A 26,051-nucleotide genomic window follows, 5' to 3' on the forward strand; every position below is an offset into this window, starting at 1 on the left:
CGCGCCATGGAAGAGGAACAGATGCATAACGCAAGCGCGTCGCCTGCCGCAGTCGTGACCGGCGCTGCTGGATTCATCGGCGCGGCGGTATGCCGCCAGCTCCTCGAGAGAGGCTGGCATGTTTATGCCGTCATTCGCCCCGGCTCAGCTGCAAGCCGATTGCCGCAGCATGAACGGCTGCGCCTGGTGGAAGGCGATTTGATGGAGGTTTCGGAATGGGCGTGCCGGCTGGAAGAGGCGGCTGCGGAAGGGGCGGCGTTTGCGGCATGGCTGCATTTGGGGTGGGCTGGTGTCGCGGGCGAGGCCCGCAATGATGCGGCGCAGCATCATAATGTCGCGGCGGCGGTTGAAACGGTGCGGCTAGCCGGCAAGCTTGGCTGCGCGAATTGGATCGGGGCGGGGTCGCAAGCCGAGTATGGGCGGCTTGCGGGGCGAGCCGACGAGACGGCAGACGAAGCGCCGACGACGGCTTATGGGCGAGCAAAGCTTGCCGCAGGCAGGCAAGCTTTGGCGGAAGCGTCCAGCTTAGGCATGAGCGGAAGCTGGGTTCGCGTCTTTAGCGTTTACGGGCCGGAGGATGGCGTCGGATGGCTCATTCCCGGCCTTGTCCGGCAGTTGATGGCAGGCGCGAGTCCGGCGCTAACGGCAGGCGAACAGCGGTGGGATTATTTGTACGTAGAGGATGCGGCTGCGGCGTTCGTTGCGCTGGCGGAACGCGGCGTATCGGAGGGGGCGGCAGCATCAGCACTAGCGGAAATGCCGGAAATTCAGCGATGGCAGGCATCCGGCAGCGATAGCGGCAACGGCATGGTTGCTGGCGTTGGCGGAGTCTACAATTTGGGCTCTGGCGCGAGCCGCCCGATCCGCGACATTGCAGCGCTCGTGCGGCAGGCGGTGGCATGCCGATTGCCGCGCGCAATTGCAGGCGGGAGGCTGGAGCCGCCGCCGCTGCGGCTCGGCGCTGTACCCTACCGCGAAGACCAAGTGATGCTGCTGGAAGCGGACATTGGGAAGCTGACCGGCGCGACGGGCTGGAAGCCGGCTGTAACGCTAGAGGACGGGATCGAGCGGACGGTTGCGGCATATGTAGCGCGAATCGAGCAAGAACGCAGACTAACGGTGAAACGAACGATTGTGACGATGGCTTATCGCTCCCAATCGTCGCATGTTGGCGCGGCCTTGTCGGTGGCGGATATCCTGCTTGCGCTTTATTTTCACGTGCTTCGCGTTGACGCTGCCCGGCCGGATGATCCGCGTCGCGATAAGCTGGTTTTCTCCAAAGCGCATGCCTCGACTGCTCTATACGCCGCATTAGCTGAACGCGGGTTTTTCTCGCGCCAAGTGTTGGAAGGATACGCGATAGACGGCGGGCGGTTGCCTGGCCATCTCGATCGCAAGTCAGTGCCGGGCATTGATGCTTCGGCTGGCTCGCTCGGACACGGCTTATCGATAGGAGCAGGCTTTGCATTGGCGGATCGCTTGGCGGGCCGCGACAGCCGGACGTTCGTCGTGCTTGGAGATGGCGAGTGCAACGAAGGGGCGATCTGGGAAGCGGCGCTTGTCGCCTCCTCGCAGCAGCTGCGCGGATTGCGCGTTATTGTCGATTGCAACGGCTGGCAGGGTTTCGGCCGCACGGATGAGCTGTCGCCGCTTGCTGCGCTGAGCGACAAGTGGCGCGCGTTCGGCTGGGAGGTCGTCGAGACGGATGGCCATGACCTAACAAAGCTGACAGCGGCGCTTGATGCACCAAGCTTAAGCGGCAAGCCCGCGGCAGTGCTGGCGCGGACGGTCAAAGGCTTCGGCGTCGATTTTATGGCGGATACGCTGGAGTGGCATTACAAGTCGCCAAGCAAGGCGCAATGGGAAGCGGCGCTGCTGCAGCTGGGCGGCAAGGGGGAAGCCGAATGAGAAACGCATTCGTTCGTGAGCTGCTGCAGCGGGCGGAGACGGACCCGCGCATCGTCGTGATTACGCCGGATCTCGGCTTTTCCGTATGGGAGCCGTTCCGTGACCGTTTCCCAGATCGGCTGCTTAATGCGGGCATTGCGGAGCAAAACGCCGTCGGCATGGCGGCGGGATTGGCGTTATCCGGTCATGTTGCATACGTATACAGCATCATACCATTCGTAACGATGCGAGCCTACGAGCAAGTTCGCATCGATGCGGCTTATATGAATGCGCCTGTGCGCTTGATCGGAGTCGGCGCAGGCTTCGCCTACGGCGGCCAAGGGCCGACGCATCATGGGCTGGAGGATGTCTCGCTTATGCGCTCGCTGCCCAACATGACGGTATGCTGTCCTGGCGATGATATCGAGGCGCGGGAGCTGACGCAAGCGAGCTTCGAGCATCCGGGTCCTATGTATATTCGACTTGGCAAATCAGGCGAGCCGCGCGTGCACGACGCTGCAACGCGGCTTGCGCTAGGCGAGGCGATTGAGCTCATTTCCGGCGCCCAAGCGGTTGTGTTCGCATCGGGCACGGCGCTCGCCCGTGCGAAGGATTGGGTGCTCCGCCTGCGTGAGGAAGCGAGGCCGATCGAGGCGGCGCTGGTCAGCGTCCCGACGGTGAAGCCGTTTCCTGAGGATGTGGTGCTGCGCTATGCGAAGCGAGGGATGCCAATCATCACCGTTGAGGAGCACAGCGTGATCGGCGGCTTAGGGAGCGCAGCGGCGGAGGTGCTGGCCGAAAGCGGCGCTGCCGCCGTGTTGAGGCGGTTCGGCCTGCCGGACGCTTTTTGCCGGGAAGTCGGCAGCCATTCGTATTTGCTCGAGCGATCGGGCTTTCATTATGATCGGTTTCACCAAATGATGAGGGGAGTGTGCGACGGGCTATGACGGATTCTTATAAACCGATGGGGATGATCAGCAAGCATCATCGGCCCTCGGACTTTGAAGCATATCGGCTGACGGAGGAGACGTTCGAGCAATCGCAGCTGTCGGTGTTCAACAAGCTGGAGGCATTTCCGCGTTTCGCAACGAAACGGAGTTTGGCAAAATTTTTGTGCCGCTACGAAATATTCAAGCATGTGCTGAACACGACCGGCAACATCGTTGAATGCGGCGTATTTAACGGCGGCGGCTTGTTCACATGGGCGCAGCTGTCGAACATTTATGAGCCTTCCAACCATACGCGCAAGATCATCGGTTTCGATACCTTTGCGGGCTTTCCCTCTGTGGCTGAGGAGGATCGAGAGCCCGACGACGAGTTTAAAGCAGGCGATCTGAAGGGCGAGACGCTGGAGCAATTGGAGCTGTCGGTTGAGAAATATAACGCGGAGCGCTATTTGTCGCATATCCCGAATGTAGAGCTTGTACAGGGCGATTTTATGGCAACGAGCGAAGCTTATATGGAACGGAACAAGCATATGCTGATTGCGCTGCTGTACTTGGACTTCGACCTGTATGAGCCGACGAAGAAGGCGCTGGAAGTGTTCCTTCCCCGCATGGGCAAAGGCTCCATCATTTGCTTCGACGAGCTGAACTGCGCTTCTTTCCCTGGCGAGACTTCGGCGCTGCTCGAAATGCTGCCGATCCGCGACACGGCGATTCGGCGATTCCCGACGGATCCGTGGGTATCCTATGTCATTTTGTAACAAAGCGGGGCATGTGTGATGAGCGGCTCCCATGATGCTGGGCATAGTTCGCAGAATGAGCAGCTTAGTGAGGGAACTGACAAATCTGTTGAAATAGACGCAGGAGTGGAGCCGGAAGCAAGTGCGTCTACTGATGTTGCCGCACATGTAGTTGAGACAGCGGAAACAGTAGAGGCAGCCGACACGGCTGACACCACCGACGCTGCAACTGATTCACATGGCTTCTACCATCTGGGGCAAAACACGGTCATTGAAGCGGGCTCCCAAATGCACGGGATGCCGGAAATGTCGATCGGCAGCGGCGTGTTCATGCGTACGGGCGCGTGGTTCAACATTTGTACCGAGGTGACGGGTGAGCGCCCGAAAATTATCGTGGGAGACGGCTGCCAATTTAACGTTGGCGTCTCGGTATCCGCGGCAAATCGGATCGTGCTCGAACGTTTTTCGATCTATGGCCATCATTCGTATATAACCGATACGCAGCATGAATACCGCCAAATTGGCATTCCGATCATTATGCAAGGCATTACGCGCGTGGACGATGAGACGATCATCGGCGAAGGAACCTGGGTAGGCGCTAACTGCATTATAGGAGGCGGCATCCGAATTGGCAGAGGGTCCGTCATCGGTGCGAACAGCGTCGTAACTCGCAGCCTGCCGGATTATTGCGTAGCCGTCGGCTCGCCGGCGCGAATCGTCAAGATGTTCGATACGGAAGCTGCCGATTGGATTTCGGCACGCACGCCCGAAGAGATCGAGGCGGTCATGCGGCGGAGGCGCGAGCGACCGGTATTGTCGATCTGTATTCCGACCTACAATCGGGCGTCGGATTTGCTGCGCTGCCTGCACTCGATCGTCATGCAAACAGGCGACTGCACGCTCATTGAAATCGTCGTGTCTGACAACGCTTCGCCGGATGGCACGCAGCAGGTGCTCGAGACGTTCGCTGCCCAGCACTCAAACTGCAATCTGCGTTACTGGCGCAATGAAGAGAACATCGGCGCGGAGCGCAACATCGTGAAGCTGCTGGACGAGGCGCGAGGCGACTACATGCTGCTGCATGGCGACGACGATTTTTTCCACGATATGACGATCATGCCGCTCCTTCATTTGATTAACACGAATCGGAGCAGCTCGGTCATATTCATTGACGTGCTGAACGATAACGCTCAGGTAGAAAGCGGCGAAGGCTTGGATGCGTTCATTGCGAGAGCTTCGATCAACTCGGGCTTCCTGTCCTCCGTTATCCTTGAGCGTGCCATTTATGAGCAAATGGAGGATAAGTCAGCGTTCATCGGGACGGGATTCAATCATATTTATTTGCAGCTGGAGGCGATTCGGCGCAAACCGGGCTTTACGGCGATTAATAAATCGATGTTCGCCTATGCGGGCAACGACCCGGCGGGCTATAATTTCGGCGAGTACTTTATAGCGGGTTATTTGCGCATTCTTCGCCATTTTGAGCAGCGCGGATTATCTGCTGAAGCGTTGAAGCATGAGAAGGGCAACATGCTGGCGTCCACCATACTGCCATGGTACAAACGGATCGTGGAGCAGGGATTGGGGACGGACCTTACGGGATTTGAGGACATTTATACGGCGCATTATAAGGATGAACCGTATTACGAGGCGGTATTGGCGTGGATTCGTGACGTCAAACGACCGGAGCAGGCAGAATAAATCGGATAAGTGCTTAAAAAACGAACGTTACAACAAATTTCGACAAAAATCGTATAGTTTTTCTAGCTCTCCTTTGTTATAATGAAGGGCAGCGAACAATCGAATAGGCCTGGGGAGCTGGACATTTGGCCGGCTGAGAGGAGACGCCTCACGTCTCGACCCAATAACCTGATCTGGATAATGCCAGCGTAGGAATCGGCAATGGAGCGATGATGGAAGCTGTCCGCGAGGGCCGGCGGAAACTTGTCGCGACACGAAATCTGCATGACGACGGCGTCTTCCTCACAGGAAGGCGTCTTTTTTGATGCCGTGGGGACGGAAGCTTACCAGAGTAGGTTATGGCATTCGCAATACGAGAGATAAGAGGAGTGGCGCAAGGATGAGTATGGTGAACAGCAAGCGGAGAAGAACATGGGGACTGGCAATGATCGCACTGCTAATTGTGCTCGCGGCATGCGGCAAAGCGGATAAAACGGAGCCGTCGACGGAGCCGGCTGCGGCGGACAAGCCATTGACGAAAGTAAAGGTTGTGCTTGACTGGACGCCAAACACGAACCATACAGGACTGTATGTCGCGCGTGACCAAGGCTTTTTCAAGGCGCAAGGGCTGGACGTGACGATCGTGCAGCCGGGCGAAGCGGGCGCAGATGCGATGGTCGCTTCGGGTGAAGCGGAATTCGGCGTCAGCTACCAAGAAGGGGTCACGCTGGCTCGCACGCAAGGCGTGCCGCTCGTATCGATTGCTGCGGTCATTCAGCATAATACGTCCGGCTTTGCATCGCCGGTGGCGAAGAACATTAAGACGCCGAAAGATTTTGAAGGAAAAACCTATGGCGGCTGGGGCTCTCCTGTGGAGGAGGAAGTGATCGGGTCGCTTATGCAGGAAGACAAGGCGGATGTGTCCAAGGTGAAAATCGTTAGCACGGGCGATGTTGACTTCTTCACGTCAGTGAAACGCGACATCGACTTTGCATGGATCTACTATGCTTGGACAGGCGTTGAAGCCGAGCTGCGAGGCGAGAAGCTGAACATGATGTATTTGACCGATTATTCGGACAAGCTGGACTACTATACGCCGGTGCTCGCAACGAGCGAGAAAATGATTGCGGACAAGCCGGATATCGTCAAGGCGTTCGTAGCTGGCGCGGCAGCAGGCTATCAATTTGCAATCGATAAGCCGGAAGCGGCTGCGGACATTCTCATTAAGGCGGAGCCGGATTTGAATGCGGAGCTGGTGAAAGCGAGCCAGAAGTGGCTGAGCCCGAAATATACGGATGATGCGCCGCGTTGGGGCGAGCAGAAACAAGCCGTTTGGGAAAACTATGCGAACTGGATGTATGACCACAAGCTGATGGAGAAGAAGCTGGAAGCAGATAAGGCATTCACGAACGATTTCCTGCCGCTGCCTTAAATTATAGCAAACGAAGGAGAGAGACAGATGGCTAACGCACTTGTAAGCATTCAAATTTTACCGACAACGCCAGGCGGGGAGAGCGTTATTCCTTACGTCGACCGCGCGATTGACATTATCAAAGCAGCAGGCGTGCCGTATCGGGTTGCGCCGCTGGAGACGACGATGGAAGGCGATCTCGCCCAGCTGTTAGCGGTCGTGCAGCAAATGAGCGAAGAGATGGCGGAGCTGGGCTGCCCTTCGGTCATCTCGCAGGTGAAAATTTATTATAATCCGGGCAGCGGCGCTTCGATGGGCCGGCTATTGGAGAAGTATCCAGATGGCCAGTAATTGGCGCAAAATCGTTCCGCCCGCAATTGTATTGGCGCTTATCGTTATCGTATGGCAGCTCGTTGTGGATGGAGGGGCAGTCGAGCGTTGGGAGCTGCCGTCCCCGACGGACATCGTGCATGAGGCGGCAAGCATCGCGCCTCGGCTGCTTGACCATACGAGCGCGACGCTGCAGCTGGCGCTAATCGGATTTATGATAGGAGCAGCGGCTGGCATTGTGCTGGCCGCTTTCCTGCATTTAATCCCGGGCGCGCGAGAAGCGATATCGCCGCTGCTCATTTTATCCCAGAATATCCCGATAATCGTGCTCGCGCCGCTGCTTGTGCTCTGGTTTGGCTTCGGGCTGACGCCCAAAATTGTGCTCGTTACGCTCGTGTGCTTTTTCCCCGTTGCGGTAAGCATGCTGACCGGACTGCGGGAGAGAGATGCGAGGCTCGCGGAATATCTTCGTATGCTGGGAGCAGGAAGGTGGAGACTGTTCGCATCGCTAGAGCTGCCGTATTCGATTCCTTATGTGTTCAGCGGGCTGAAGATCGCTGCAACCTACAGCATGACCTCGGCGGTCGTAGCCGAATGGGTCGGGGCGGATCGCGGCCTGGGTTATTTCATGCAGCTGTCGCGCAAAGGCTTCATGGCGCCGCGCGTGTTCGCGGCGGTCATTATTATTGTGGCGATTAGCCTGGCGCTGTATAGCGTTATCGTGCTAATTGAACGGCTGATGATCCGTTGGCGGCCGAAGAAGGAGGAACGCGCATGAGTCCGAAGGAAACGGGAACGCTTGACCGAATTGCAATAAATCCGGCTCCTGATCAATCGGCGTCTTCGGCTAGCGGCCAATCGTCAACGGTCCTTCGTCTGGCGCATGTGCAGAAGATATACGGGAGCCGCAATCGAGCCAAAACGGTCATCGGCGACGTCTCGTTGACCGTTCGAGAAGGCGAGTTTGTCTCAGTCATCGGACCTTCAGGGAGCGGAAAATCGACGTTGTTCAGGCTCATCGGCGGGCTGGAGAAGCCAACGTCGGGAACGATTGAGCTGGAAGGACAAGAGGCAGGAGACGGGAAACGCGGGCGTATTGCGTATATGCCGCAGCAGGCGTCATTGCTGCCATGGAAAACCGTTGAAGCGAACATCGAGCTGGCGCTGACGATTGCGGGCGTTGACCGAAACGAGGCGCGGTCGCTCGTGCAGCAGTGGCTGCCACGCGTAGGCTTGGCCGACTATGCCAAAGCATATCCCCATGTGCTGTCGGGCGGCATGCAGCAGCGTGTCTCGTTCCTCCGCGCATTGTTGTCGCCGCAGCGGCTGATGTGCCTGGACGAGCCGTTCGGCTCGCTGGATGCGCTGACACGGATTCAAATGCAGCAATGGCTGTTATCGTTATGGGAAGCCTCTCGCCGCTCCGTCTTGTTTGTCACGCATAGCATTGAGGAGGCCGTCTTCCTGTCGGATCGCATCATTGTACTGTCAGTATCGCCTTCTGTCGTGCTTCGGGAGTTTGAAGTGCCATTCCCGCGCCCGCGTGAGGCGTCGCTTCGCAATACCGCGGCATTCAATGAGCTGGAGAGCGAGATTTACGCTTTGCTGGACAATGGCATGAGCTGAACAGCCGCTAGGGAGGCGCAAGGTATGAAGATGAATCAACAGGCAAAACCGAACTGGAGCTGGATGGATGCCCATATTCATTGGGACCGTTATGAGGACGAGCAGCGCGAGCGGATGGCAGCTGAAGCTCGGGAAGCGGGCTGCGAAGGGCTGGTAGCCGTATCCATGCATTTGGCATCCAGCCAAGCGAATCATGCGTTTGCGCTCCGTGCTCCCGAGTTTGTTATTCCTGCGTATGGGTTCCATCCGGAGCAGCCAGCGCCGAGCGACGACGAGCTTATGCAGCTGATCGCTTGGATTCGGGAACGGCACCAAGCGGGAGAACGATTTGCAATTGGGGAGGTCGGTCTTCCGTATTATACGCGAACCGAGCGCGAGGCGGCCGGACATGCATTCGATGAAACGCCTTATCTGCAAATGCTGGAGCAGTTCGCTGCACTAGCGGCAGAGCTTGACCGTACCCTCGTGCTGCATGCCGTTTATGAGGACGCGGCCAAAGCCTGTGAGCTTCTAGACAAGCATCAGGTGCGCCGCGCTCATTTTCATTGGTTCAAAGGAGACGCGGAGACGATCGATCGGATGATCCGGACGGGGCGCTATATTTCGATTACGCCCGATGTGCTTTATGAAGAGGAGATCCGCGAGCTTGTTCGCGTTTATCCGCTTGAGCTGATGATGGCGGAGACGGATGGCCCATGGCCGTTCGAAGGGCCGTTTCAAGGGATGGCGACGGCGCCAGTGATGGTAGCGGATGTCGTGCGGGAGATCGCTTTGCTCAAGGGAGTGCCAGTGGCAGAGGCTGCGTCGGTATTGCTTCGTAATACAAGAGAGCTATATACACGGCGTTAAATGGATAACGAGTTATGCCACAGAAGCTGATGGTCATGCGAATTCGCACTGGCATCGGCTTTTTTGTTTTTGGGTTGAGGGAAATCGTGTCATTTATTGCAAGGTTATGGATTGAAGTGGCAATAATAAACGAAACAGAGGAGGGGGAAATGGCATGCAGGCAAAACCGCATGTTCGCATCCGAGAAAAATGGCTGCCATTTGGCATTGCCTTGCTCTTCTTAATCGGATTCGGCGGCATCGCGAGCAAAGTTCGAGAAGAAGGGGCATGGATTCAATCCTTCGATGAGCGGGTGATGACGTTTGCGCGAAAGCTGGAAACCCCGCTGCTGTCAACGATCATGAAAGGGATCACGCATCTGGGCGACAGCTGGCCTGTCGTCGGCATTGGGATCGTTGCGTTAATTGTGTTGGCATTGCTGCGGTACCGGATCGAGCTGCTGTTTTTTATCGTCGTCAACGGCGGGTCCGCGTGGTTGAATACCATCCTCAAGCAGCTATTCCAACGGACGAGGCCAATGGCGGGGAGGCTAGTCGAAGCTGTCGGGTACAGCTTTCCTAGCGGGCACTCGATGGCCGCATTTACGCTGTATGGCGTGTTGGCCTATTTGTTATGGAAGCATATGACGCTCAGAGGCTCACGTGCGATATTGGCGGGAGCAGGAACCTTGCTCGTGCTGCTGATCGGGTTCAGCCGTATTTATGTAGGCGTCCATTACCCGAGCGACGTGGCTGGAGCGTATATGGCAAGCGGCGCATGGCTATGTGTCGCAATCGGGTTGTTCCGACTGCGACAAGCACGAGTAGGACGCTGAAGCTAAGCTGCGGCGCTAAGTAAACTAGTAGACGAATTTGCGCTGCGCCCAGTAGCTTAGAACGAACAGCACGCCCTCTGTTAGCAGCTTGGCTGGCAGCAAAGCAATCGATAATCGGTCGTGAAGCGTATACAGCAGACCATAATTAAGCGCTAGAATGAGAAGCACCAGCGAAAAATAGCGGGGCAGCGAGCGCTGCACCTTCGATTCGGAACCTGAAGCGAACACGAATTTGCGATTCATCGAATAATTGATAATCGAGCTGCTTACCCGGGCCGCGACGACTGACAGCAGCAGGCTCGAAGTGAGCACATGCACGAGAAATAAAAGCAGGTAATCCACTAACGCAGCGAACAGCGATGAGCAGCTGAATTTCACGATCGGCATATAGACGCTCATTGAATCGGCAATCGGCCGAAAATGAGACGATTTGTTATCGTCGAGATAAACCGTGTCAATCGGCACTTCGAGCAAATGGTACCCTTCGGATTGCGCGTCCAGCAGCATGTTCATCTCGTACTCGAATCGATCGCCAGGCACGCGGCATAGCCACTCCAGCATTTCAGGCGAATAGCCGCGCAATCCCGTCTGCGTGTCATGCAGCGATGTGCCAGTTGTGAAGCCATATACCATGCGCGTAGCGGTATTGCCGAATCGGCTGCGCAGCGGCACTTTGCCGGTGAAGCGTCTGCTGCCTAATACGATCTGGCAAGGATGCGCCTCGACGGCTTTTGCGATCCGCATAATATCGTCGGGGAGATGCTGGCCATCGCTGTCCGCACAGATGATCGAGTCGTGCTGGCCGTGCTCCAGCATGTATTGAAAACCGGTTTTCAGCGCGCGGCCTTTCCCGAGATTGATGGCGTGGGTCAACACTTTGCAGCCGTATCGGGCCGTTTGTTCAAAAATGTCGTGATACCGCTCCCCGCTGCCGTCATCCACGACGATGATATCGTGGTTGCCTGTCGCCTTTAGCTGAAGGATCAGCTCCAGCAGCCGGTTATCAGGCTCATAGGATGGAATAAGTACAGTCATCGTTGGTCGCCTCCTGACGGGTTAAGCCCCCACATAAATAATGTCGCTCACGCCTCGTTCATTGCCTCTGCCTTGGGGGTTGTTCACAACCTTTCCCATAAAGTACATCGTGGAAGAGCCGCCGCCGTCCAAGTTGTACGCATCCGTACAGCCAAGCTCCTTGAACAGTTGTGCAAACTCGGACAACGTCATGCCCCGGCTCTCCGAGCTGCGGCCATCGACGACGACGAGCACATAATGGTTAGGGCTAATCATGCCAATGCCCGTTCGCGGGTTCGCCCCCTGGATGGAGTGGTTGCCGAAGTTCGTATCGATCTCGACATGGCTAAAATCGCTCGGCACGGCGCCGTCCTTCAATAGAATCGGGCCGAAGGAAAACGTATTCGTTACGTCCTTCGCAACCAGCTCTGAGGAAGAGAGCTGCGTTTCGTCATAGGAAAGCATCGTGCCGTCCTTGAATAGAGCTAGCCCATCCCGAGCAGGCTCGTCCCGAAATACCGTGCCGTTGCGAATAACGACGCCGTCGCTGCGGAAGCCGTAATAGTCGCCATTAATGGCGAGTACGGCATTGTTGTTGCTTGCGATCGTCGATGTATTTTCGGTAATGTTGCGGCCGAACGCATTTTTGGCTAATGCAGATTGCAAGGTTGCGCCGTTGCGCAGCGTCACGTCAGCCACGTAATAGGTGATTTGATCCTCGCCCGAGCCCTTAACGACTTGATCAACATGGATCGAAGCATTGTCGCTCTCGTAATTCGAATCGTCGTATTTCGCATTGACGGCGGTTGCCGTTGTCCCCTGTGAAGCGGAGGTAGGCGCGCTCAATCGCACCTCCACATGCTCAATAAGATAGCGGTCGGCGAGCTTATACAGCACAGAGCCAATGATGAGGACGGCTGTCAGCGTGACGCCCAGCCAAATTTTCTTTTTACGGGTAAGCTTCTTCAATCTCATGACCTCGCTTCAACGTTCGTTGTGATGAAGCTATTGTGGCATCAGTGTCTGAATTGGGCTTGAAGCTGGGCTGAACGCGGGCTGAAAGATTTGGGGAGGGGAGTTGGCGTGCTGGGAAGGACAGGGCAGAGCAGAGGAAACTAAATGGATTTGTGACTCGTTGAGGGAAGAAAGCTGGAAAGGGGGGTTGAGATGAGGAAAGCAATATATTTTTTAGTTACTCTAATTGTGGTGTCTATTATTGCTTTGGTTCTGATAGTAGGTGGTGAAGAGGAAGGCATTGGCATCACGATCCATAATCATCTTGATCATAGCTTAACGAACCTGAAGGTTGAATATCCGCAGGGTTCAATCACTGCTGAAGTAGCTGGAGGCGCGAAAGTGAAGCTGCAAGTATATCCCAAATATTTCGGGGAGGGCGCTGTTACTCTTCAATATGATGCACAAGGCGTGAAGCAACAGGAAACCATATTTGGGTATATGGAGGACGGATTCAGTGGGGAAGCAGAGATTACGATTAAATCGGTCAAACCAAATGGACAATTAGAGATGCTCGTGCAAGCTGACTAGCCTAACGGACCGTGGAGCCGCTATTGGGCGGCAAAACAGAAGTTTGTTGCTGATATTGCATAGGAAAGGGGCAGAATGCGGGGAATAGAATCACTGGAGTCCGTTTGCATTTCAGTCTTTAACGGCGAGCCCATCGACGAGCCTGTTTATCAGCACGGATGGAGTCATATTTTATTAATTTGTCCATATACATGTTATTGTAAGACATCACACAAATGGAAGGAATGAAATTATTTGTCAAGTAAAATCCTTATTTCTAGCGTTACTTCTTCACCAACCCCCCAAGCGGGTCAGTCAAGCCGTTCCAGCGGGAACTTCTCAACGGATACGCTTCCGCCCAACACAATCAATTTTCAGTGGGAAATATCGTCTTTTGGAAGTGATGACCCGAATACGATTAGTTTCACTGTAGCGCAAGATGTAAGCGGCGGCAGCGATCCAACTATTTTTACTAACGTAGTAAACGGTAAGTATACAGATGTTTACGCAAACAGATCTCTTTACATTGCAAAGCCAAATGGCGCAACAGCGAACTTTGTAGTAAGCGTGTACGCGATCACAAGGTAAGAGTACGTAATAAAGCAGCACATAAACAACAACGATCCCCGCTTAGCCACAATGGCCAGGCGGGGATCGTTGTTGTATTAAGAAAACCCCTGTTCAATTGGGGGAAGAGTGATTCCTTATACTCTGAGGCTCGTGGCTACGGCTGTTTCATTCTAGCTTTTCTCTTCAGTTTTGATGTCGAACCACAGCGGATCGTCGCAATCTTCTTCGCCGTTGTAGTTAATCAAAATCTCGTCGCCAGCTTTGATATCGGTGTACGCATAAAAATCTACGGTGAGGTTCTCGAAATTTAACTGGTAAGTAGCGTTCGGCGTGTACGAATGGTTGAGCAGGCTGCCATAGCCGAGCAGAATGGCCGTATGATTAGCGCCATACTGGAACACATAGTCAGCTAATATGGTTTTCTCTACATGCTCATGTTCTTCATTCTCATAAGGAATGACTGGCGCTACATGAAATAATGTATCTTTGGCAATATCGCAGGTTGCAAAAACGCCGCGGTTCAATTCTTCTCCATCGTTCAATTTCGATGTCTTTACTTCAATCATGGTCGTCTCCTATGCCTTGTGGCTTCTATAGAATATCTCCATGTATTATCTATGAATGATGAGCGGTTTGTCAAAAAAACTAGTCATCCCGCTGTCCGCGAAGCGGGCTTGTTTGATCGACATGGCAAAGTGGTGCAGCCATAACTTGCATCGTTCGTTCACAAAAGCCCCGCTAGTGGTTGCTGGCGCGGCTTCTCTTGTTATTTAATCTGTTCCAGTGCTTTATTCATTTGTTGTTCATTTGATTTCACGGAATCGCTATTTACCGCATCTTCACCGCGATAAGTGTATTTGGTGTTCTGGTAGAAATCTAATGCAAATTTATCAATGGGCAACTGTTCAGAATCTTCGTAATGCTTTTCAATGACTACGGACTTGAATATATTGGTGAGCATGTACTGGTCATTTTTAATATCTTTGAGATATCTTTTATTTTTATGTTCACTCAGTACATAAGTCTCGAATTCTTGTAATTCAGTCTCGGAAACAGTCTTCGCATATTTCCTGGCCACACCTTCAATCCTGTCTGCCTTTTCAGTTTCAGTTAGATCTGTTGAACCGCTGACTTCATTGATTTGTGCAGCCCAATCCACTTTGCTTTCAGAGGCAGTGGTGTTCGATTCGGCAGATTGTTTATTCGTTTCTTTCAAAGTAGCAGTGGAAGGATTCGACTCAACGGTACATCCTGTAAGGATAGTACCTAACATTAGATAGATGAGTAATGCTTTTTTCATATTAATTCCTCTTTCTCCTTATAGTAGCATCCGACTCTATTTTGCATTGTATAATGGAAAAGATAAAAGTGGAATCAGAAAATGCGAAAAACCCGTCAGCTCGTGGAGTAACGGGTTCCGTTTTCGGGTGCAAAGGTCTGTGGGATGGTAAAAGTTATCTCTATGCGAATTTTAATGCGAGATACGCTCAAATACACCTTGACCATTCGAAGGGCATTCTATAACTTTTGTTTAGCTATATCGTAATAGGGGGAAAGAACGGCCTACTCTTGCACAGCGATTGGGAATCGCAGATAAACAATTTTGAATTAAAGATATTCTATAATACTATGTAACGAAACAAAAAGAGAGCATCACATACTGTTGGACTCTCTTGGTTGTGTTCTCTCTGTGCCGTTTTGAAGTTGATGTAAAAAATAAATGGGGTGGGCAAAATGAATAATGATAGAAACTGGACAGTTTTATTTATTGGTGGAGCATCGGGAATAGGTAAATCAAGCATTGCTTATGAGATTGCTCGATTTTATGGGGTGAATGTCTTGGAAGTAGATGATGTTCACCTATCCGTAAAAACAGTTACAACAAAGGAGCAATTCCCTGCAATTCATTATTGGGATTCTGATATAGATGGGAAATACGTTGGGGTTGACGGCACGTTAAACTGGCTAATTGATGTCAGCAAAGAAATGATTCCAGTATTAAAAGAGCTTGTAAACAGGCATATTGAAGATAAATTGCCTATCATTATTGAAGGCGATTTTATCTACCCCGAATTTACATTATCTTTCGATAACCCGCAGGTGAAATCAATATTTGTACATGAAGCAGATAAAAATCAAATCGTGCAGAATTATTTAGCAAGAGAAGGTGGCGAATTACAACATGGTAGGGCTGAAGTAAGTATTGCGTATGGAAATTGGATAGCAGACACCTGTAAGAGGAATGGAATGGAATTGATTGAAGCAAGACCTTGGAATGCTGCTTTAAGCAGAGTCATAAAGTGCTTGTTGTGATACGGACAAAAGGATAAACTGATTAACAATGAACATTAAAACCCATTGTCATTAAAACCTTTTGCACCTCAAAAAGGAACCCGTTACCGTGGAGGTGACGGGGCTTTTTCAGTTGCTTAATTTAAATACAAGATACTGATTCAGAGAGACACCTTCTAAATCAGCTTTTACTGCGAGCTGTTGGTGAAGCGATTTGGGCAATGGAAGTAGGATTTTCCCATTGTACCCTTCATTCGGTTCAGGAATCGGATTAGCGTGATCTAGCTTTACTGCAATCCATCCCGCAAGCGCTTCTTTTAACCCATCTAAATAATGCCTGGATTGTGTCGCCGGTTGATTGACATCCATCTAATTCAGCATATGTTCCATAATAATAGTGCCCGCTTTCATCCGATATTTCTTTGATAACAAGGTTATAGGGTAATTCAAAATCGACTGGACCTTTTTCCTTCTTGTGAAATCAACACGCTAATCATTAAAATGTTAATAACTGAATAGAAAAAAATCGAGCGCCCCTTTCGGGACGCTCTTTCATGGGAGAGGAGAAACCGGACGAAGAGCTTATGGGGAAACGTAAGTCTTCTCCGCGGTTGTCTACGGCATCTCTCGACGCCGATAATATTATGATTGCCAACATTGGCTTGGATATACACGCTTTACCAAAAATAATTTCTTAACATGTTCGCAGAATGAGGTGCCGCTAATGCGAGGATTAATTCTTTTACTGGTGTTTAACGGAGTAGGGTTGCTGCTTCACGAGGGGGCAGGTGTGCCGCTCCCTTCCAACGTGCTCGGGATGCTGCTTCTGCTGGCAGCCCTGCTCACGAAACTTGTCAAGCTGGAGTGGGTGGAAGAAACGGCATCGTTTTTCACGAAACATATGATGCTGTTTTTTGCGCCGCTGATCGCGGGGGTGACGGTGTTCGCTCATCAGCTGCAGGAGGCGTGGCTATCGGTTGCGCTCAGTGTCGTGCTAGGCACGATGGCTACAATGCTGGTTACAGCCGTTGTCGTTCGATTGCTTTCGCCGCAGGCCGGGGCGGTTGAGCACGATAAGTCGGCACGCTCCGCGCGAGGAAAGGAGGTGCGCGATGAACACGGACTTTCTCAATAATCCCGTATTTGGCGTGTCGTTAACGATAGGGCTCTATGGCTGTGCGATCTGGCTCAAAGGAAAAAGAAGCTGGGCGCACCCGCTGCTCGTTACTTCAATCGCTCTGATCGGCATCCTGCTGCTGTTCCGGATTCCGTATGACAGCTATAACCAAGGCGGAACGGTCATTACCTTTTTCCTCGGACCTGCGACCGTTGCGCTAGCCGTGCCTTTATACAAACAGATGCTTCGGTTCCGCAAGCAGCTGATTCCTGTTGCGATCGGGACGCTCGTTGGCAGCGTAGGTGGACTAATTCTTAACGGATTGATCTTCATGTGGACGGGGGCCTCGCATACGTTGCTGCTGACGGCGCTGCCCAAATCGGCCACCTCACCGGTTGCCATCGAGGTTGCGCGCATGATCGGAGGAAAGCCGGAGCTTGCCGCTGTGCTGACGGTTTTGACCGGATTGTTTGGCAGCGTAGCAGGCCCGTGGGTGCTGCGCGTGTGCGGCTTCCGGCAGGATGCCGCGATCGGGGCAGGGGTTGGCACCGCATCGCATGGGATCGGCACGGCGCGCTTGCTGGCCGATTCGGAGCAGCAGGGCGGCATAAGCGGCTTCGCGATGGCGCTGACGGCAATTGTGACGGCAATGCTTGCGCTTCCGCTGTCGTGGCTGTTTTGAGTCCAATCCGGTCCTAATCGGTTTACAAAATGCGCTCCCCAAACAGCGAGGCGATCAGCTCGACAGCGAGTCTGGCGGTTCGATAGCCGTTGTCCAGCAGCGGATTCACCTCGACGATATCGGCAGACGTAATGATCGAGGCCTCGGCGAGCATCTCCATGGCGAGATGAACCTCGCGATATTGGAAACCGCCTCGTACTCTCGTTCCGGTGCCGGGGGCTTCGCCGGGATCTACGGAGTCGATATCGAAGCTAAGGTGGACGCCGTCCGTGCCATCGGATACGATACGGATCGCCTTTTCCATCACGTTCGCCATCCCGTATCGATCAATATCGTGCATGGTGAAGCAAGTGATGCCAAGCGCGCGGATCAGTTCCCGTTCACCGGGATCAAGCTGGCGAGCGCCGACGAGCACGACCCGGTCTGGCTCGACTTTAGGCTGCTGGCCGCTGACGGCAACGAATCGGCTGTCCCCGTGCCCGAGGCAGCAGGCGAGCGACATGCCGTGAATGTTGCCTGATGGCGTCGTATCGGGCGTATTCAAATCGCCATGCGCATCGATCCACAGGACGCCAAGCCGTTGACGCCCTTGAGCAGCCCCTGCAATCGACCCGATGGCAATGCTGTGGTCGCCGCCGAGCACAAGCGGGAACTGACCGGCAGCGACGGCTTGCGCTGTCTTATGGGCGAGCGCTTCAACGGTCGATAACGTTTTTCCCCAGTGGCGCATATTGGATGAACTGCGAATGTCGGCGAGCACATCCGGCAAGTAGCGGGAGGATTCGATTGTGCAGGAAAAGCCCAGCTGTTGGAGCTTGCGTTCGAGTCCGGATAAAATGATGGCTTGCGGGCCTTCAGCGGCGCCGCGGCGGCTAGCGCCCCAATCAAAGGGCACCGGGATAACGGTAATGGGCCGCTTGGGCTGAGCGGTGCGGTTCAACGACACGGCGAGCACCTCCGGTCAGTAGATAGTCGCATTCATTATGCCAATGCACGAGCCAGCTTTAGTTGCGTTTAAGCAGACTGCGAACGATGAAGCCGACATTCGCCGGACGCTCGGCTAACCGCCTGACAAAATAGGGGTACCACATCGTGCCGTAAGGCACATAGCTTCTGACGGTGTAGCCTTGCTCCGCAAGCGATAGCTGAAGCGGCGTTCGGATGCCATAAAGCATCTGGAACTCGAATGCCGATCGCGGAATGCCGCGCCGCCGCACATACGTTTTGACCCAGTCGATAATCGTCTCGTCATGCGTAGCAATTGCTGTATAGACCCCGCTGTCCAGCCTAGCGCGAATAAGCCTTTTCAAATTAGCGTCTACATCGCTCCGCTCTGGAAAAGCGATCCGGGCAGGCTCCTTGTAGGCCCCCTTCACGAGCCGAACATTAATGCGAGCAGATGACAAGGCGCGAAGATCATGCTCGCTGCGGCGCAAGTAGGCTTGAATGACCGGTCCGACATTGGTCAGCCCTTCGGCATGCAGCCTTTTAACCATGGCAAGCGTTCGATCGGTATAAGGGCTGTCTTCCATATCGAGACGGACGAACATGCTGCAGCCTGCTGCTGCATCGACAATTGAACGAATGCGAAGGTATGCCCGTTCGCCGTTCAAGGCCAAGCCCATCTGGGTTGGCTTAAGCGAGACATTCCCCTTAACGCCGCGCTCTTTTATGTCATGAATGAGGGCAAGATACTCCGTCTGATACCCATCCGCCTCCGCTTCCGTGCGAACCCCTTCTCCTAGATGGTCCATCGTAACGCAGAGCTTTTGTTCGTTTAATTCAATCGCCCTCGTTAACGCTTCCTCCCGCGTCTGTCCAGCAACGAATCGCGAAGCGCCGAGCTTCATGCCGTATTTGCGTGATAAGGCAGCCGCTGCGCGGTTGCCAGCCAGTCCGAGGATGATGGAACGGAACACTCGAATGCCGATTTCCACTCCCGCACGCTCCTCTCTTCCTGCCTGTTCGCTGCTTTACTGGAATTGTAAGCAAGCTGTCATGTTTTAAATGCCGTTTGCTTATATATAGACAGGAACAAGTGCCGTCATACCAAGGGGACGGGCGGCAACTCGCGAATAGGGGGCGGCATTCGATGATGGGGCCATTTAGCAACGAGCCGATGACGGATTTTAGCGCTGCGGACAACCGTCGTGCGCTGGAAGAAGCGCTAGCGAATATTAAACGGCAATATGGGAATGCTTACCCGCTGTTGATCGGAGGGCGCGCGATAGCGTCGGAGTCGATGAAGCCGTCCGTGAATCCCGCTCAGCACGGCGAAACGGTTGGACTCGTCGCGCAAGCGGATCGAAAGCGCGCCGTTGAAGCGATTGATACGGCTGCGGCAGCATTCGAGCGATGGAAGCGCGTCTTGCCTTCTGCGCGCGCTCGAACGTTATATAAGGCAGCAGCGCTGCTGCGGCAGCGCAAACATGAATTTTCCGCATGGCTTGTTGCAGAAGCCGGGAAAACATGGGCGGAGGCGGACGCGGACACGGCGGAAGCGATCGATTTTCTTGATTATTACGGGCGGGAGGCTGAACGTCTCTGCGTGCCGCAGCCGCTTGTCCGAATCGCAGGCGAAGATAATGAATGGACCTACGTGCCGCTCGGCGTTGGCGTCATTATTCCGCCGTGGAATTTTCCGCTAGCCATTATGGCTGGCATGACAGCTGCGGCTGTCGTTGCTGGCAACACGGCCGTGCTCAAGCCAGCTTCCGCGACACCGGTCGTAGCGGCCCAGTTTGTTCGACTGCTGCATGATGCCGGCCTGCCGGAGGATGTCGTGCAATTCGTGCCGGGATCGGGTGGAGAAATCGGCGATACGCTCATCGATCATCCGCTTACGCGGTTTGTCAGCTTCACAGGGTCGATGGAGGTCGGACTGCGGATCGTCGAGCGTGCAGCGCGGTTGCAGCCGGGGCAGCGCTGGATCAAACGGGTTATTGCCGAGCTTGGCGGCAAAGATGCAATCGTCGTCGATCGCGATGCGGATCTGGTTGCTGCATCGCAAGGGATCGTGCAGTCGGCGTTCGGCTATGCCGGGCAAAAATGCTCAGCCTGCTCGCGAGCGATCATTCATGCTGACGTGTACGAGGAAGTGACGGAGCGGGTAGCTGCGCTCACTCGCCGGCTCATGATCGGCAATCCTGCGCAATATGGGACTGACGTCGGCCCAGTCATCGACAGGGCTGCTTACAATAAGATCAGGCAGTATATTGCGGCAGGAAAACGAGAGGGAAGACTGCTCGTCGGAGGCGGAATGGACGACAGCGCAGGGTATTTCGTAGAACCGACCATCATTGCAGACGTCGAAAGCCATGCATCAGTGGCGCAGGACGAAATATTCGGGCCGGTGCTCGCGTGTATCCAGGCAGACGACTTCGGCCATGCGTTAACGATTGCTAACGACACGCCTTATGGCTTGACTGGCGCGGTATATTCCAACAGGCGCGAACGGCTGGAGCTTGCGCGCGATATGTTTCATGTCGGCAATTTATATTTCAACCGGAAGTGCACGGGGGCGCTTGTAGGCGTTCATCCGTTCGGCGGCTTCAATTTGTCGGGCACGGACTCCAAGGCAGGCGGGCCGGATTATTTGCTCCAGTTTATGCAGGGGAAGGTTGTCTCGGAAAAAATGTAGCAATTCCACAACGCCAATCGCCGATCAGCAGCTATGCGGATCGGCTTTTTGACATAGGGACTGATGCTTTATAAGTAACGGAAAAGTGTGGTACGATACGGAAAGCGGCAAGCATTGCCATCGCGTTACAAACGCCGTGCATGCATGCCAATCTTAGCTAAGCCTTAAGGAGGCAACGTAAAGTGAGAGTCATTGCCGGATCGGCCAAAGGGCGACCGCTCAAAGCGGTGCCCGGCATGAACACGCGGCCGACGACCGACAAGGTGAAGGAAGCGATTTTCAGCATGATCGGACCTTATTTTGATGGAGGTCTAGCGCTCGATTTATTCGCGGGAACTGGCGGGCTCGGAATTGAGGCGTTGAGCCGCGGTATCGATAAGGCGATCTTCGTGGACCGGGAGAAGATTAGCGTAGACATCGTTCGTCAGAACGTTGGAGCGGCAGGCGTTGCGAGCCAAGCGGAGATTTATCGCAACGATGCGGAGCGTGCGGTGAAAGCGCTGGCGAAGCGCTCGCAGCCGTTTCGGCTCGTGTTTTTGGATCCGCCATATCGCATGACGAACATGGATGAACTGCTGAGCGAGATGGCTGGCCATGGTTTGCTGGAGGCGGGGGCGATGGTCGTCGTCGAGCATGATGCATCGCATCGTTACCCCGAGCGATTCGGCGGGTTTGAGCAGAGGAAATATGCCAAATATGGCGAAACGGCTGTAACCATCTATGATTACGAGCCGGAAGAGAGAATTAACGACAGCGAAGGTGGAGGAACACAAGATGGTCAATCATGAAGGCGTTAATAATCGAATCGCGGTATATCCCGGCAGCTTTGATCCTGTGACGCTCGGGCACCTTGACATCATTCAGCGGGCAGCTAAGCAGTATGACACGCTTATCGTAGCCGTCTTGAACAATACGAGCAAAAACCCGATGTTCACGATAGAAGAGCGGAAGAAGCTGCTGGAAGAAGTGACGCGCGATATACCGAATGTCAAAATCGACAGCTTCCGCGACTTGCTCGTCCGCTTTATGAAGTCGCGCCAAGCAGGAACGATTGTACGCGGTATTCGCTCGGTATCCGATTTTGAGTATGAGCTGCAAATGGCTTCTACCAATCACTTGCTGGATGACGAGATTGAGACGATCTTCATGATGACCAATCCGAAGTTTTCCTATTTGAGCTCTAGCATCGTCAAGGAAATTGCGCGGTTCAATGGAGATGTCTCCGAGCTTGTTCCGCCAGTCGTGCGCGACCGTTTGGCAGCAAAGGGCAATGCATAATCGAGTTGCATTGCCATCCGTGTTAGCCTATCGCCGAATGAGCGAATAACGGCGCATCGTTAGCGAAAGCAGGGCGCCGAAGGCTAGCAAGAGCAAGAATCCTGCCAAGGATAGCGGTACATAATGCCAGAGTGACGGGAGGTCAGCTAGTCGGACCGCCCCGTTTGTTGTCGTTCCAGCCATAGTAGGGATGGCGCCGTAATCGGTTGCTGTCGCCAGCATCGACTGAACGGGGCGCTGAAGAAGCAGCCCAAAAACGCCGGCACAGCATGCATGAAGCAGCCGGGCGCCGATGAATGGCCACAATTTGAGGTCCGTTCCAGCGATAGCTGCTCCGACTTGGATGATTGACCCGAGGCCGCTCCATGCTAATGCGGCTGCGACGGCTGCGACAGTCCATGCCGCATTGGCATCAGGAGCTGGCCATATTGCGGCAGCATAAGCGCCGATATGGCTCTCCATAAAGGCTGGCAGCAGCCAGTCGGGGAACGGGAGATGGGCGGTGACCAACTGCCACAGCGGCGTAAGGAGCCGCACGAGAACAGCGCTAAGGATGACGATCCCGCCTATGGCCATGAGCTTGTTTACTGCGGATAGAGTCGCATCTCCTAACGCTTTGCCGAAGGAGCGTCCGTCTAAAGCGCGTGCTTCGCGCATGGCAGCTGCTGCATGAGCAAGCCATCCAGCGCGGCTTTGCTGCGGCTTCGAATTTGATTCGAAATTGTTATTCGCATATTGGCTAGAGCAATCATCATCATCAGAGGAAGAGCGCAATGCGGACAAAATCGCACCGGCGACGGACAGAAAAGGCAGGCTTGCCCATACAGCAATTGCTACGGCAATGCCGAGCGCAGGCTGCTTCAGAAATCCGGCCCCGACGACGATTAGCATCAATAAGGGATTAGGCATATGGGCCACGGCAAGCAGCCACTGGCCTTCTTGCTTGGTCACGATGCCTTTGCGCCTCAGCGCAGCTGCAGCATCTGAACCAGCGGCGTAGCCGCCGGACCAGCCTGCTGCGATGGCAATAGCCGCCGAGCCTGGGAGACGGAACAACAGCCGCATAAGCGGCTCCAATAAGCTGCCAAGCAAGGCTGTAACGCCGAAAATAGCCATCATTTCAGCAAGTACGAGAAACGGCATGATGCCGGGGAAGATGATCGTCCACCATAACGTTAGCCCTTGCAGCGAGGCTTGGAACGTCGCGTCCGGCTGACGAACGACAGCAACGACAAGCAGCAGAGAGACGATGGCGAGAAGGATTGTACGCGTCATTGACGAAGCCCCTTTCTAACGAATCGCCCGCAGGGACGGGCAGTCGTTACATTGTACGCTTGGGGCAATAGCGATAGACCTTGAACTGTTCTGCTTGCTTTATAGCATAGCAAAAAGCCTCGACCCGCTTCGGCTAACGCGGTCAAGGCTTGGAATGGTTCGAGCCGGTCTAGAATCCGACGCGGAGCGGCGTCTCATAATAATCGCGAAGCAGGTCGCGAGGCGCGGCTTGCGGATTGCGGCCAAGCGCGTATACGGACGTTGCGCGAATGTCGAGCGCAAGGAATGATGCGGCCTTCGGCGCACGCGCAGCGCTGTTAATAACGGGCCACTGGGCAGCATGGCGCATTCGCTTCAGCAGCGTTTGCCCTGTCGGAGTAAAGCCTAGCACACGGATATAGCCGGGTCCCTTAGCGAGGCTTGCTGGCGATAATTCAGCTTTCGAATGGCCGAGCAATAAGGCCAGCATCGCGCGCTGGAGCTTCGTTCGCGTATACCGCTTAGTCTTTAAAGCTGCTAGCAGCGATTCAAAGCACAAATCAGGCAGCTGAGGCAGCAGGTTGAGCAGCCGATGCTCCAAGCCTTCCGTCATTTCATGCATGCAGCCAAGCTCGTCCGCCGATTTTGTAACGATCGCGTGCAGCAGCGTCGTTTCAAAATCTCGCCAGTCTACAGCTTTTCGTCCGTGCTCTCGTTCTCTCTTCATCAGGCGAAGCGTGGAAGAAGGCATGTACGGCTTGGCTGCATCGAGATTGTCGGATTCGAGCAGCATTTTGCGAATGGCAGTCGCGCTTGCTATGGCTTCATCCGATGGGGTCTGATCATTGTAGCCGGATTTTTCTCTTGTAATCGTGTAGGGCTCTATTGCGCTGTTTAATCGCTCAAGCGCAAGCGAATAATGAAGCCCAAGCGCATTGTTAGGCTGTGCAATCGCTAAGGAAGCTTCGCCCAGTTCCGCGAGATAAGCGCTTAAAGCATGCTCATAAGCAGCGGGGTAAGGCAGTCCTTCCGCTAAGTGTGCACTCAAATTATCGCGAAACGCTTGCGGCTCCTCCCGCAGCGCGCGCGCTGCGGCGCGGAACGGCGCGATGTCGCCCGATTCGCTGCCAAAGCATAGCGCGTCGACGACGCTTGTCGCATCAAGCGTTGCCACTGCGCCTCGCGCGAACCATTCTGCCGATTGGGTTGAATAGGCGACGGGCAGCTCGAGCACGAGGTCGCAGCCGCCGTGGAGCGCCATCTCGGCGCGTGTCCATTTATCCAGCAAAGCGGGCTCTCCCCGCTGGAGAAAATGACCGCTCATGACGGCGACGACAGCGTCGGCGCCCGTTATTTTGCGCGATTGCTGCACATGATATAGATGTCCATTATGAAAAGGATTGTATTCCACGACGATTCCGACCGTGCGCATGGCGATCCTCCAATACTCGCAATCTCATTTCAACCATCATATCATGTGCTGAAAAAGTTGACAAAACCATCATGCGGTCGATATAATAATCTTTGTTTGTTTGGGGTGATCTCATGCAGTTTCGTATTCAAGAAGCATTGACCAAAGGAACGCTCGCTCCGATCCGCGAAACGTTGGATCTCAGCAACCTGCTGAAAGGCCGTAAAGACGTGCTGTCAGCAGAGCCTGTACAAGTGGAGCTGAACGTATCCGCTGAGGAAGGCATTATCCATGTCGACGGTCGTTTAGAATCTGGACTTGAGATGGCTTGCTCCCGTTGTTTGAACGCGGCTGCGGTTAAGGTGGACGTGCCATTTCATGAACAATTCAAGCAAGTTACAGTCTTATCGCCAGATGATGAAGAATCTGATGAGGATATCATCGAAGTCGTTGGCGACACGATAGACTTGAAGCCGTACGTCGAAGATTTGTGGCTTCTCGAGCTGCCATTTGTGCCGATGTGTACAAGTGACTGCAAGGGACTTTGTTCCGAATGCGGACAAAACTTGAATGAACGAGAATGCGGCTGCAGCCGGGGGAAGGTTGATCCTCGTCTAGCTGCACTTAAAGATTTGTTCATTGACGACAACAAGTAACGTGCCACATTAGATGGCCGGTAATTCTGTGAAGGAGGTGGGAAACATGGCAGTACCACAACGTAGAACTTCCAAAACGCGCCGCGACAAACGTCGTACGCATTTCAAACTGGCGGTGCCAGGTATGGTTAAATGCGAGCAATGCGGAGAGTTGAAACTTGCTCACCACGTATGCAAAGTGTGCGGATACTACAAAACGAAAGAGATTATCTCGCAATAAGGCCGGTTTCCCGCTCATAGTACTTCATCTCGCGATGAAGTGCTATTTTTTTCAGTGGAACCTGCGCGTTGCACCTCGCTGCAGCGATCGAAATGACGGCGCGTGCGAAGGC

At 54.1% G+C, this 26,051-nt stretch carries 28 protein-coding genes and 1 riboswitch; of the genes, 19 read left to right on the forward strand and 9 right to left on the reverse strand.

Translation table 11 applies throughout. The features are described 5' to 3' along the window. Positions 1-6 precede the first annotated feature (6 nt). The 10 genes from PAECUDRAFT_RS26245 to PAECUDRAFT_RS02555 all read left to right on the forward strand — a co-directional run bounded on the left by PAECUDRAFT_RS26245 (position 7) and on the right by PAECUDRAFT_RS02555 (position 10,281). Positions 7-1,908 (forward strand): NAD-dependent epimerase/dehydratase family protein, encoded by a 1,902-nt coding sequence (locus tag PAECUDRAFT_RS26245; protein WP_006036520.1) that lies wholly within the window; start codon positions 7-9, stop codon positions 1,906-1,908. Further along, on the forward strand, positions 1,905-2,834 hold the full coding sequence (locus tag PAECUDRAFT_RS02510; protein ID WP_006036521.1) for a transketolase family protein: 930 nt from the start codon (positions 1,905-1,907) through the stop codon (positions 2,832-2,834). The genes PAECUDRAFT_RS26245 and PAECUDRAFT_RS02510 overlap by 4 nt, the downstream gene beginning before the upstream one ends. Next, the gene (locus PAECUDRAFT_RS02515) at positions 2,831-3,592 is read left to right on the forward strand and encodes a TylF/MycF/NovP-related O-methyltransferase (protein ID WP_006036522.1); all 762 of its coding nucleotides are present in this window, start codon (positions 2,831-2,833) and stop codon (positions 3,590-3,592) included. Before PAECUDRAFT_RS02510 ends, PAECUDRAFT_RS02515 begins: the two co-directional genes overlap by 4 nt. 18 nt (positions 3,593-3,610) lie before the next feature. Continuing rightward, a complete protein-coding gene (locus tag PAECUDRAFT_RS02520) occupies positions 3,611-5,272 on the forward strand; it encodes a glycosyltransferase (protein ID WP_006036523.1) in 1,662 nt (553 codons plus the stop codon). 102 nt (positions 5,273-5,374) lie between these two features. Further along, positions 5,375-5,484: riboswitch (TPP riboswitch) on the forward strand. 167 nt (positions 5,485-5,651) lie between these two features. Continuing rightward, complete coding sequence (locus PAECUDRAFT_RS02530; protein WP_006036524.1) at positions 5,652-6,683, forward strand: ABC transporter substrate-binding protein; 1,032 nt, start codon at positions 5,652-5,654, stop codon at positions 6,681-6,683. A gap of 27 nt (positions 6,684-6,710) precedes the next feature. Beyond that, positions 6,711-7,013 (forward strand): thiamine-binding protein, encoded by a 303-nt coding sequence (locus PAECUDRAFT_RS02535; RefSeq protein ID WP_006036525.1) that lies wholly within the window; start codon positions 6,711-6,713, stop codon positions 7,011-7,013. After that, the gene (locus tag PAECUDRAFT_RS02540) at positions 7,003-7,770 is read left to right on the forward strand and encodes an ABC transporter permease (RefSeq protein ID WP_006036526.1); all 768 of its coding nucleotides are present in this window, start codon (positions 7,003-7,005) and stop codon (positions 7,768-7,770) included. Before PAECUDRAFT_RS02535 ends, PAECUDRAFT_RS02540 begins: the two co-directional genes overlap by 11 nt. Beyond that, on the forward strand, positions 7,767-8,618 hold the full coding sequence (locus PAECUDRAFT_RS02545; protein ID WP_006036527.1) for an ABC transporter ATP-binding protein: 852 nt from the start codon (positions 7,767-7,769) through the stop codon (positions 8,616-8,618). The genes PAECUDRAFT_RS02540 and PAECUDRAFT_RS02545 overlap by 4 nt, the downstream gene beginning before the upstream one ends. Positions 8,619-8,642: 24 nt before the next feature. Further along, positions 8,643-9,467, forward strand: coding sequence for a TatD family hydrolase (locus PAECUDRAFT_RS02550; RefSeq protein ID WP_006036528.1), 825 nt, complete (start codon positions 8,643-8,645; stop codon positions 9,465-9,467). A 154-nt stretch (positions 9,468-9,621) separates the two neighbouring features. Then, positions 9,622-10,281, forward strand: coding sequence for a phosphatase PAP2 family protein (locus PAECUDRAFT_RS02555; protein WP_006036529.1), 660 nt, complete (start codon positions 9,622-9,624; stop codon positions 10,279-10,281). 24 nt (positions 10,282-10,305) lie between these two features. Here PAECUDRAFT_RS02555 and PAECUDRAFT_RS02560 read toward each other — a convergent pair whose 3' ends face one another. Then, the gene (locus tag PAECUDRAFT_RS02560) at positions 10,306-11,316 is read right to left on the reverse strand and encodes a bifunctional glycosyltransferase family 2/GtrA family protein (protein ID WP_006036530.1); all 1,011 of its coding nucleotides are present in this window, start codon (positions 11,314-11,316) and stop codon (positions 10,306-10,308) included. Between the two features lie 21 nt (positions 11,317-11,337). Beyond that, a complete protein-coding gene (locus PAECUDRAFT_RS02565) occupies positions 11,338-12,264 on the reverse strand; it encodes a phosphodiester glycosidase family protein (protein WP_006036531.1) in 927 nt (308 codons plus the stop codon). Positions 12,265-12,462: 198 nt separating this feature from the next. On the opposite strand from PAECUDRAFT_RS02565, the gene PAECUDRAFT_RS02570 reads away from it, so the two are divergent. Further along, complete coding sequence (locus tag PAECUDRAFT_RS02570) at positions 12,463-12,840, forward strand: hypothetical protein (RefSeq protein ID WP_006036532.1); 378 nt, start codon at positions 12,463-12,465, stop codon at positions 12,838-12,840. 719 nt (positions 12,841-13,559) lie between these two features. Here PAECUDRAFT_RS02570 and PAECUDRAFT_RS02575 read toward each other — a convergent pair. Further along, positions 13,560-13,955, reverse strand: a complete 396-nt coding sequence (locus PAECUDRAFT_RS02575; RefSeq protein ID WP_006036533.1) for an SET domain-containing protein — start codon at positions 13,953-13,955, stop codon at positions 13,560-13,562. A gap of 200 nt (positions 13,956-14,155) precedes the next feature. Beyond that, positions 14,156-14,689, reverse strand: coding sequence for a hypothetical protein (locus PAECUDRAFT_RS02580; RefSeq protein ID WP_006036534.1), 534 nt, complete (start codon positions 14,687-14,689; stop codon positions 14,156-14,158). 434 nt (positions 14,690-15,123) lie between these two features. On the opposite strand from PAECUDRAFT_RS02580, the gene PAECUDRAFT_RS02585 reads away from it, so the two are divergent. Next, positions 15,124-15,702, forward strand: coding sequence for a hypothetical protein (locus tag PAECUDRAFT_RS02585; RefSeq protein ID WP_006036535.1), 579 nt, complete (start codon positions 15,124-15,126; stop codon positions 15,700-15,702). 108 nt (positions 15,703-15,810) lie between these two features. Here the strand turns inward: PAECUDRAFT_RS02585 and PAECUDRAFT_RS25150 are convergent, their stop codons facing one another. Further along, a complete protein-coding gene (locus PAECUDRAFT_RS25150) occupies positions 15,811-16,050 on the reverse strand; it encodes a toxin-antitoxin system HicB family antitoxin (protein WP_233516709.1) in 240 nt (79 codons plus the stop codon). A gap of 355 nt (positions 16,051-16,405) precedes the next feature. On the opposite strand from PAECUDRAFT_RS25150, the gene PAECUDRAFT_RS02590 reads away from it, so the two are divergent. Both PAECUDRAFT_RS02590 and PAECUDRAFT_RS02595 read left to right on the forward strand, forming a co-directional pair. Then, complete coding sequence (locus PAECUDRAFT_RS02590) at positions 16,406-16,816, forward strand: CidA/LrgA family protein (protein ID WP_006036536.1); 411 nt, start codon at positions 16,406-16,408, stop codon at positions 16,814-16,816. After that, entirely contained in the window at positions 16,794-17,480 is a 687-nt protein-coding gene (locus tag PAECUDRAFT_RS02595; protein WP_006036537.1) for an LrgB family protein, read from the forward strand. Before PAECUDRAFT_RS02590 ends, PAECUDRAFT_RS02595 begins: the two co-directional genes overlap by 23 nt. A gap of 22 nt (positions 17,481-17,502) precedes the next feature. Here PAECUDRAFT_RS02595 and rocF read toward each other — a convergent pair whose 3' ends face one another. Then, positions 17,503-18,426, reverse strand: a complete 924-nt coding sequence (rocF, locus tag PAECUDRAFT_RS02600; protein WP_006036538.1) for an arginase — start codon at positions 18,424-18,426, stop codon at positions 17,503-17,505. Between the two features lie 58 nt (positions 18,427-18,484). After that, a complete protein-coding gene (locus PAECUDRAFT_RS02605) occupies positions 18,485-19,417 on the reverse strand; it encodes a proline dehydrogenase family protein (protein ID WP_006036539.1) in 933 nt (310 codons plus the stop codon). Between the two features lie 155 nt (positions 19,418-19,572). On the opposite strand from PAECUDRAFT_RS02605, the gene pruA reads away from it, so the two are divergent. The 3 genes from pruA (at position 19,573) to coaD (ending at position 22,398) form a co-directional block, all read left to right on the forward strand. Further along, positions 19,573-21,120 (forward strand): L-glutamate gamma-semialdehyde dehydrogenase, encoded by a 1,548-nt coding sequence (gene pruA, locus PAECUDRAFT_RS02610; RefSeq protein WP_006036540.1) that lies wholly within the window; start codon positions 19,573-19,575, stop codon positions 21,118-21,120. Positions 21,121-21,302: 182 nt separating this feature from the next. Continuing rightward, the gene (gene rsmD, locus PAECUDRAFT_RS02615; RefSeq protein ID WP_006036541.1) at positions 21,303-21,908 is read left to right on the forward strand and encodes a 16S rRNA (guanine(966)-N(2))-methyltransferase RsmD; all 606 of its coding nucleotides are present in this window, start codon (positions 21,303-21,305) and stop codon (positions 21,906-21,908) included. Beyond that, positions 21,895-22,398, forward strand: coding sequence for a pantetheine-phosphate adenylyltransferase (gene coaD / locus PAECUDRAFT_RS02620; protein WP_006036542.1), 504 nt, complete (start codon positions 21,895-21,897; stop codon positions 22,396-22,398). The genes rsmD and coaD overlap by 14 nt, the downstream gene beginning before the upstream one ends. A 27-nt stretch (positions 22,399-22,425) precedes the next feature. Here the strand turns inward: coaD and PAECUDRAFT_RS02625 are convergent, their stop codons facing one another. Continuing rightward, positions 22,426-23,673, reverse strand: a complete 1,248-nt coding sequence (locus PAECUDRAFT_RS02625; RefSeq protein WP_006036543.1) for a nucleoside recognition domain-containing protein — start codon at positions 23,671-23,673, stop codon at positions 22,426-22,428. Positions 23,674-23,842: 169 nt separating this feature from the next. Continuing rightward, the gene (locus PAECUDRAFT_RS02630; RefSeq protein ID WP_006036544.1) at positions 23,843-25,084 is read right to left on the reverse strand and encodes a nucleotidyltransferase; all 1,242 of its coding nucleotides are present in this window, start codon (positions 25,082-25,084) and stop codon (positions 23,843-23,845) included. A 113-nt stretch (positions 25,085-25,197) separates the two neighbouring features. Here PAECUDRAFT_RS02630 and PAECUDRAFT_RS02635 point away from each other — a divergent pair, with 113 nt between their 5' ends. Both PAECUDRAFT_RS02635 and rpmF read left to right on the forward strand, forming a co-directional pair. Continuing rightward, positions 25,198-25,719, forward strand: a complete 522-nt coding sequence (locus tag PAECUDRAFT_RS02635; RefSeq protein WP_006036545.1) for a YceD family protein — start codon at positions 25,198-25,200, stop codon at positions 25,717-25,719. 46 nt (positions 25,720-25,765) lie between these two features. Beyond that, positions 25,766-25,939, forward strand: coding sequence for a 50S ribosomal protein L32 (gene rpmF / locus PAECUDRAFT_RS02640; protein ID WP_006036546.1), 174 nt, complete (start codon positions 25,766-25,768; stop codon positions 25,937-25,939). Positions 25,940-26,051: the final 112 nt, after the last annotated feature.

Source organism: Paenibacillus curdlanolyticus YK9 (genome assembly GCF_000179615.1).
Classification (GTDB): domain Bacteria; phylum Bacillota; class Bacilli; order Paenibacillales; family Paenibacillaceae; genus Paenibacillus_T; species Paenibacillus_T curdlanolyticus.

Bases quoted from the DNA above. Each gene is read 5' to 3' on its own strand.
- PAECUDRAFT_RS25150 (WP_233516709.1), bottom strand. From the start codon at position 16,050: ATGGATGTCAATCAACCGGCGACACAATCCAGGCATTATTTAGATGGG.
- PAECUDRAFT_RS02580 (WP_006036534.1), bottom strand. From the start codon at position 14,689: ATGAAAAAAGCATTACTCATCTATCTAATGTTAGGTACTATCCTTACA.
- PAECUDRAFT_RS02635 (WP_006036545.1), top strand. From the start codon at position 25,198: ATGCAGTTTCGTATTCAAGAAGCATTGACCAAAGGAACGCTCGCTCCG.
- PAECUDRAFT_RS02530 (WP_006036524.1), top strand. From the start codon at position 5,652: ATGAGTATGGTGAACAGCAAGCGGAGAAGAACATGGGGACTGGCAATG.
- PAECUDRAFT_RS02570 (WP_006036532.1), top strand. From the start codon at position 12,463: ATGAGGAAAGCAATATATTTTTTAGTTACTCTAATTGTGGTGTCTATT.
- PAECUDRAFT_RS02520 (WP_006036523.1), top strand. From the start codon at position 3,611: ATGAGCGGCTCCCATGATGCTGGGCATAGTTCGCAGAATGAGCAGCTT.
- pruA (WP_006036540.1), top strand. From the start codon at position 19,573: ATGATGGGGCCATTTAGCAACGAGCCGATGACGGATTTTAGCGCTGCG.
- PAECUDRAFT_RS02630 (WP_006036544.1), bottom strand. From the start codon at position 25,084: ATGCGCACGGTCGGAATCGTCGTGGAATACAATCCTTTTCATAATGGA.
- PAECUDRAFT_RS02545 (WP_006036527.1), top strand. From the start codon at position 7,767: ATGAGTCCGAAGGAAACGGGAACGCTTGACCGAATTGCAATAAATCCG.
- coaD (WP_006036542.1), top strand. From the start codon at position 21,895: ATGGTCAATCATGAAGGCGTTAATAATCGAATCGCGGTATATCCCGGC.
- PAECUDRAFT_RS02510 (WP_006036521.1), top strand. From the start codon at position 1,905: ATGAGAAACGCATTCGTTCGTGAGCTGCTGCAGCGGGCGGAGACGGAC.
- PAECUDRAFT_RS02590 (WP_006036536.1), top strand. From the start codon at position 16,406: ATGCGAGGATTAATTCTTTTACTGGTGTTTAACGGAGTAGGGTTGCTG.
- PAECUDRAFT_RS26245 (WP_006036520.1), top strand. From the start codon at position 7: ATGGAAGAGGAACAGATGCATAACGCAAGCGCGTCGCCTGCCGCAGTC.
- PAECUDRAFT_RS02585 (WP_006036535.1), top strand. From the start codon at position 15,124: ATGAATAATGATAGAAACTGGACAGTTTTATTTATTGGTGGAGCATCG.
- PAECUDRAFT_RS02625 (WP_006036543.1), bottom strand. From the start codon at position 23,673: ATGACGCGTACAATCCTTCTCGCCATCGTCTCTCTGCTGCTTGTCGTT.
- rpmF (WP_006036546.1), top strand. From the start codon at position 25,766: ATGGCAGTACCACAACGTAGAACTTCCAAAACGCGCCGCGACAAACGT.
- PAECUDRAFT_RS02595 (WP_006036537.1), top strand. From the start codon at position 16,794: ATGAACACGGACTTTCTCAATAATCCCGTATTTGGCGTGTCGTTAACG.
- PAECUDRAFT_RS02575 (WP_006036533.1), bottom strand. From the start codon at position 13,955: ATGATTGAAGTAAAGACATCGAAATTGAACGATGGAGAAGAATTGAAC.
- PAECUDRAFT_RS02560 (WP_006036530.1), bottom strand. From the start codon at position 11,316: ATGACTGTACTTATTCCATCCTATGAGCCTGATAACCGGCTGCTGGAG.
- PAECUDRAFT_RS02535 (WP_006036525.1), top strand. From the start codon at position 6,711: ATGGCTAACGCACTTGTAAGCATTCAAATTTTACCGACAACGCCAGGC.
- PAECUDRAFT_RS02555 (WP_006036529.1), top strand. From the start codon at position 9,622: ATGCAGGCAAAACCGCATGTTCGCATCCGAGAAAAATGGCTGCCATTT.
- PAECUDRAFT_RS02540 (WP_006036526.1), top strand. From the start codon at position 7,003: ATGGCCAGTAATTGGCGCAAAATCGTTCCGCCCGCAATTGTATTGGCG.
- PAECUDRAFT_RS02550 (WP_006036528.1), top strand. From the start codon at position 8,643: ATGAAGATGAATCAACAGGCAAAACCGAACTGGAGCTGGATGGATGCC.
- PAECUDRAFT_RS02515 (WP_006036522.1), top strand. From the start codon at position 2,831: ATGACGGATTCTTATAAACCGATGGGGATGATCAGCAAGCATCATCGG.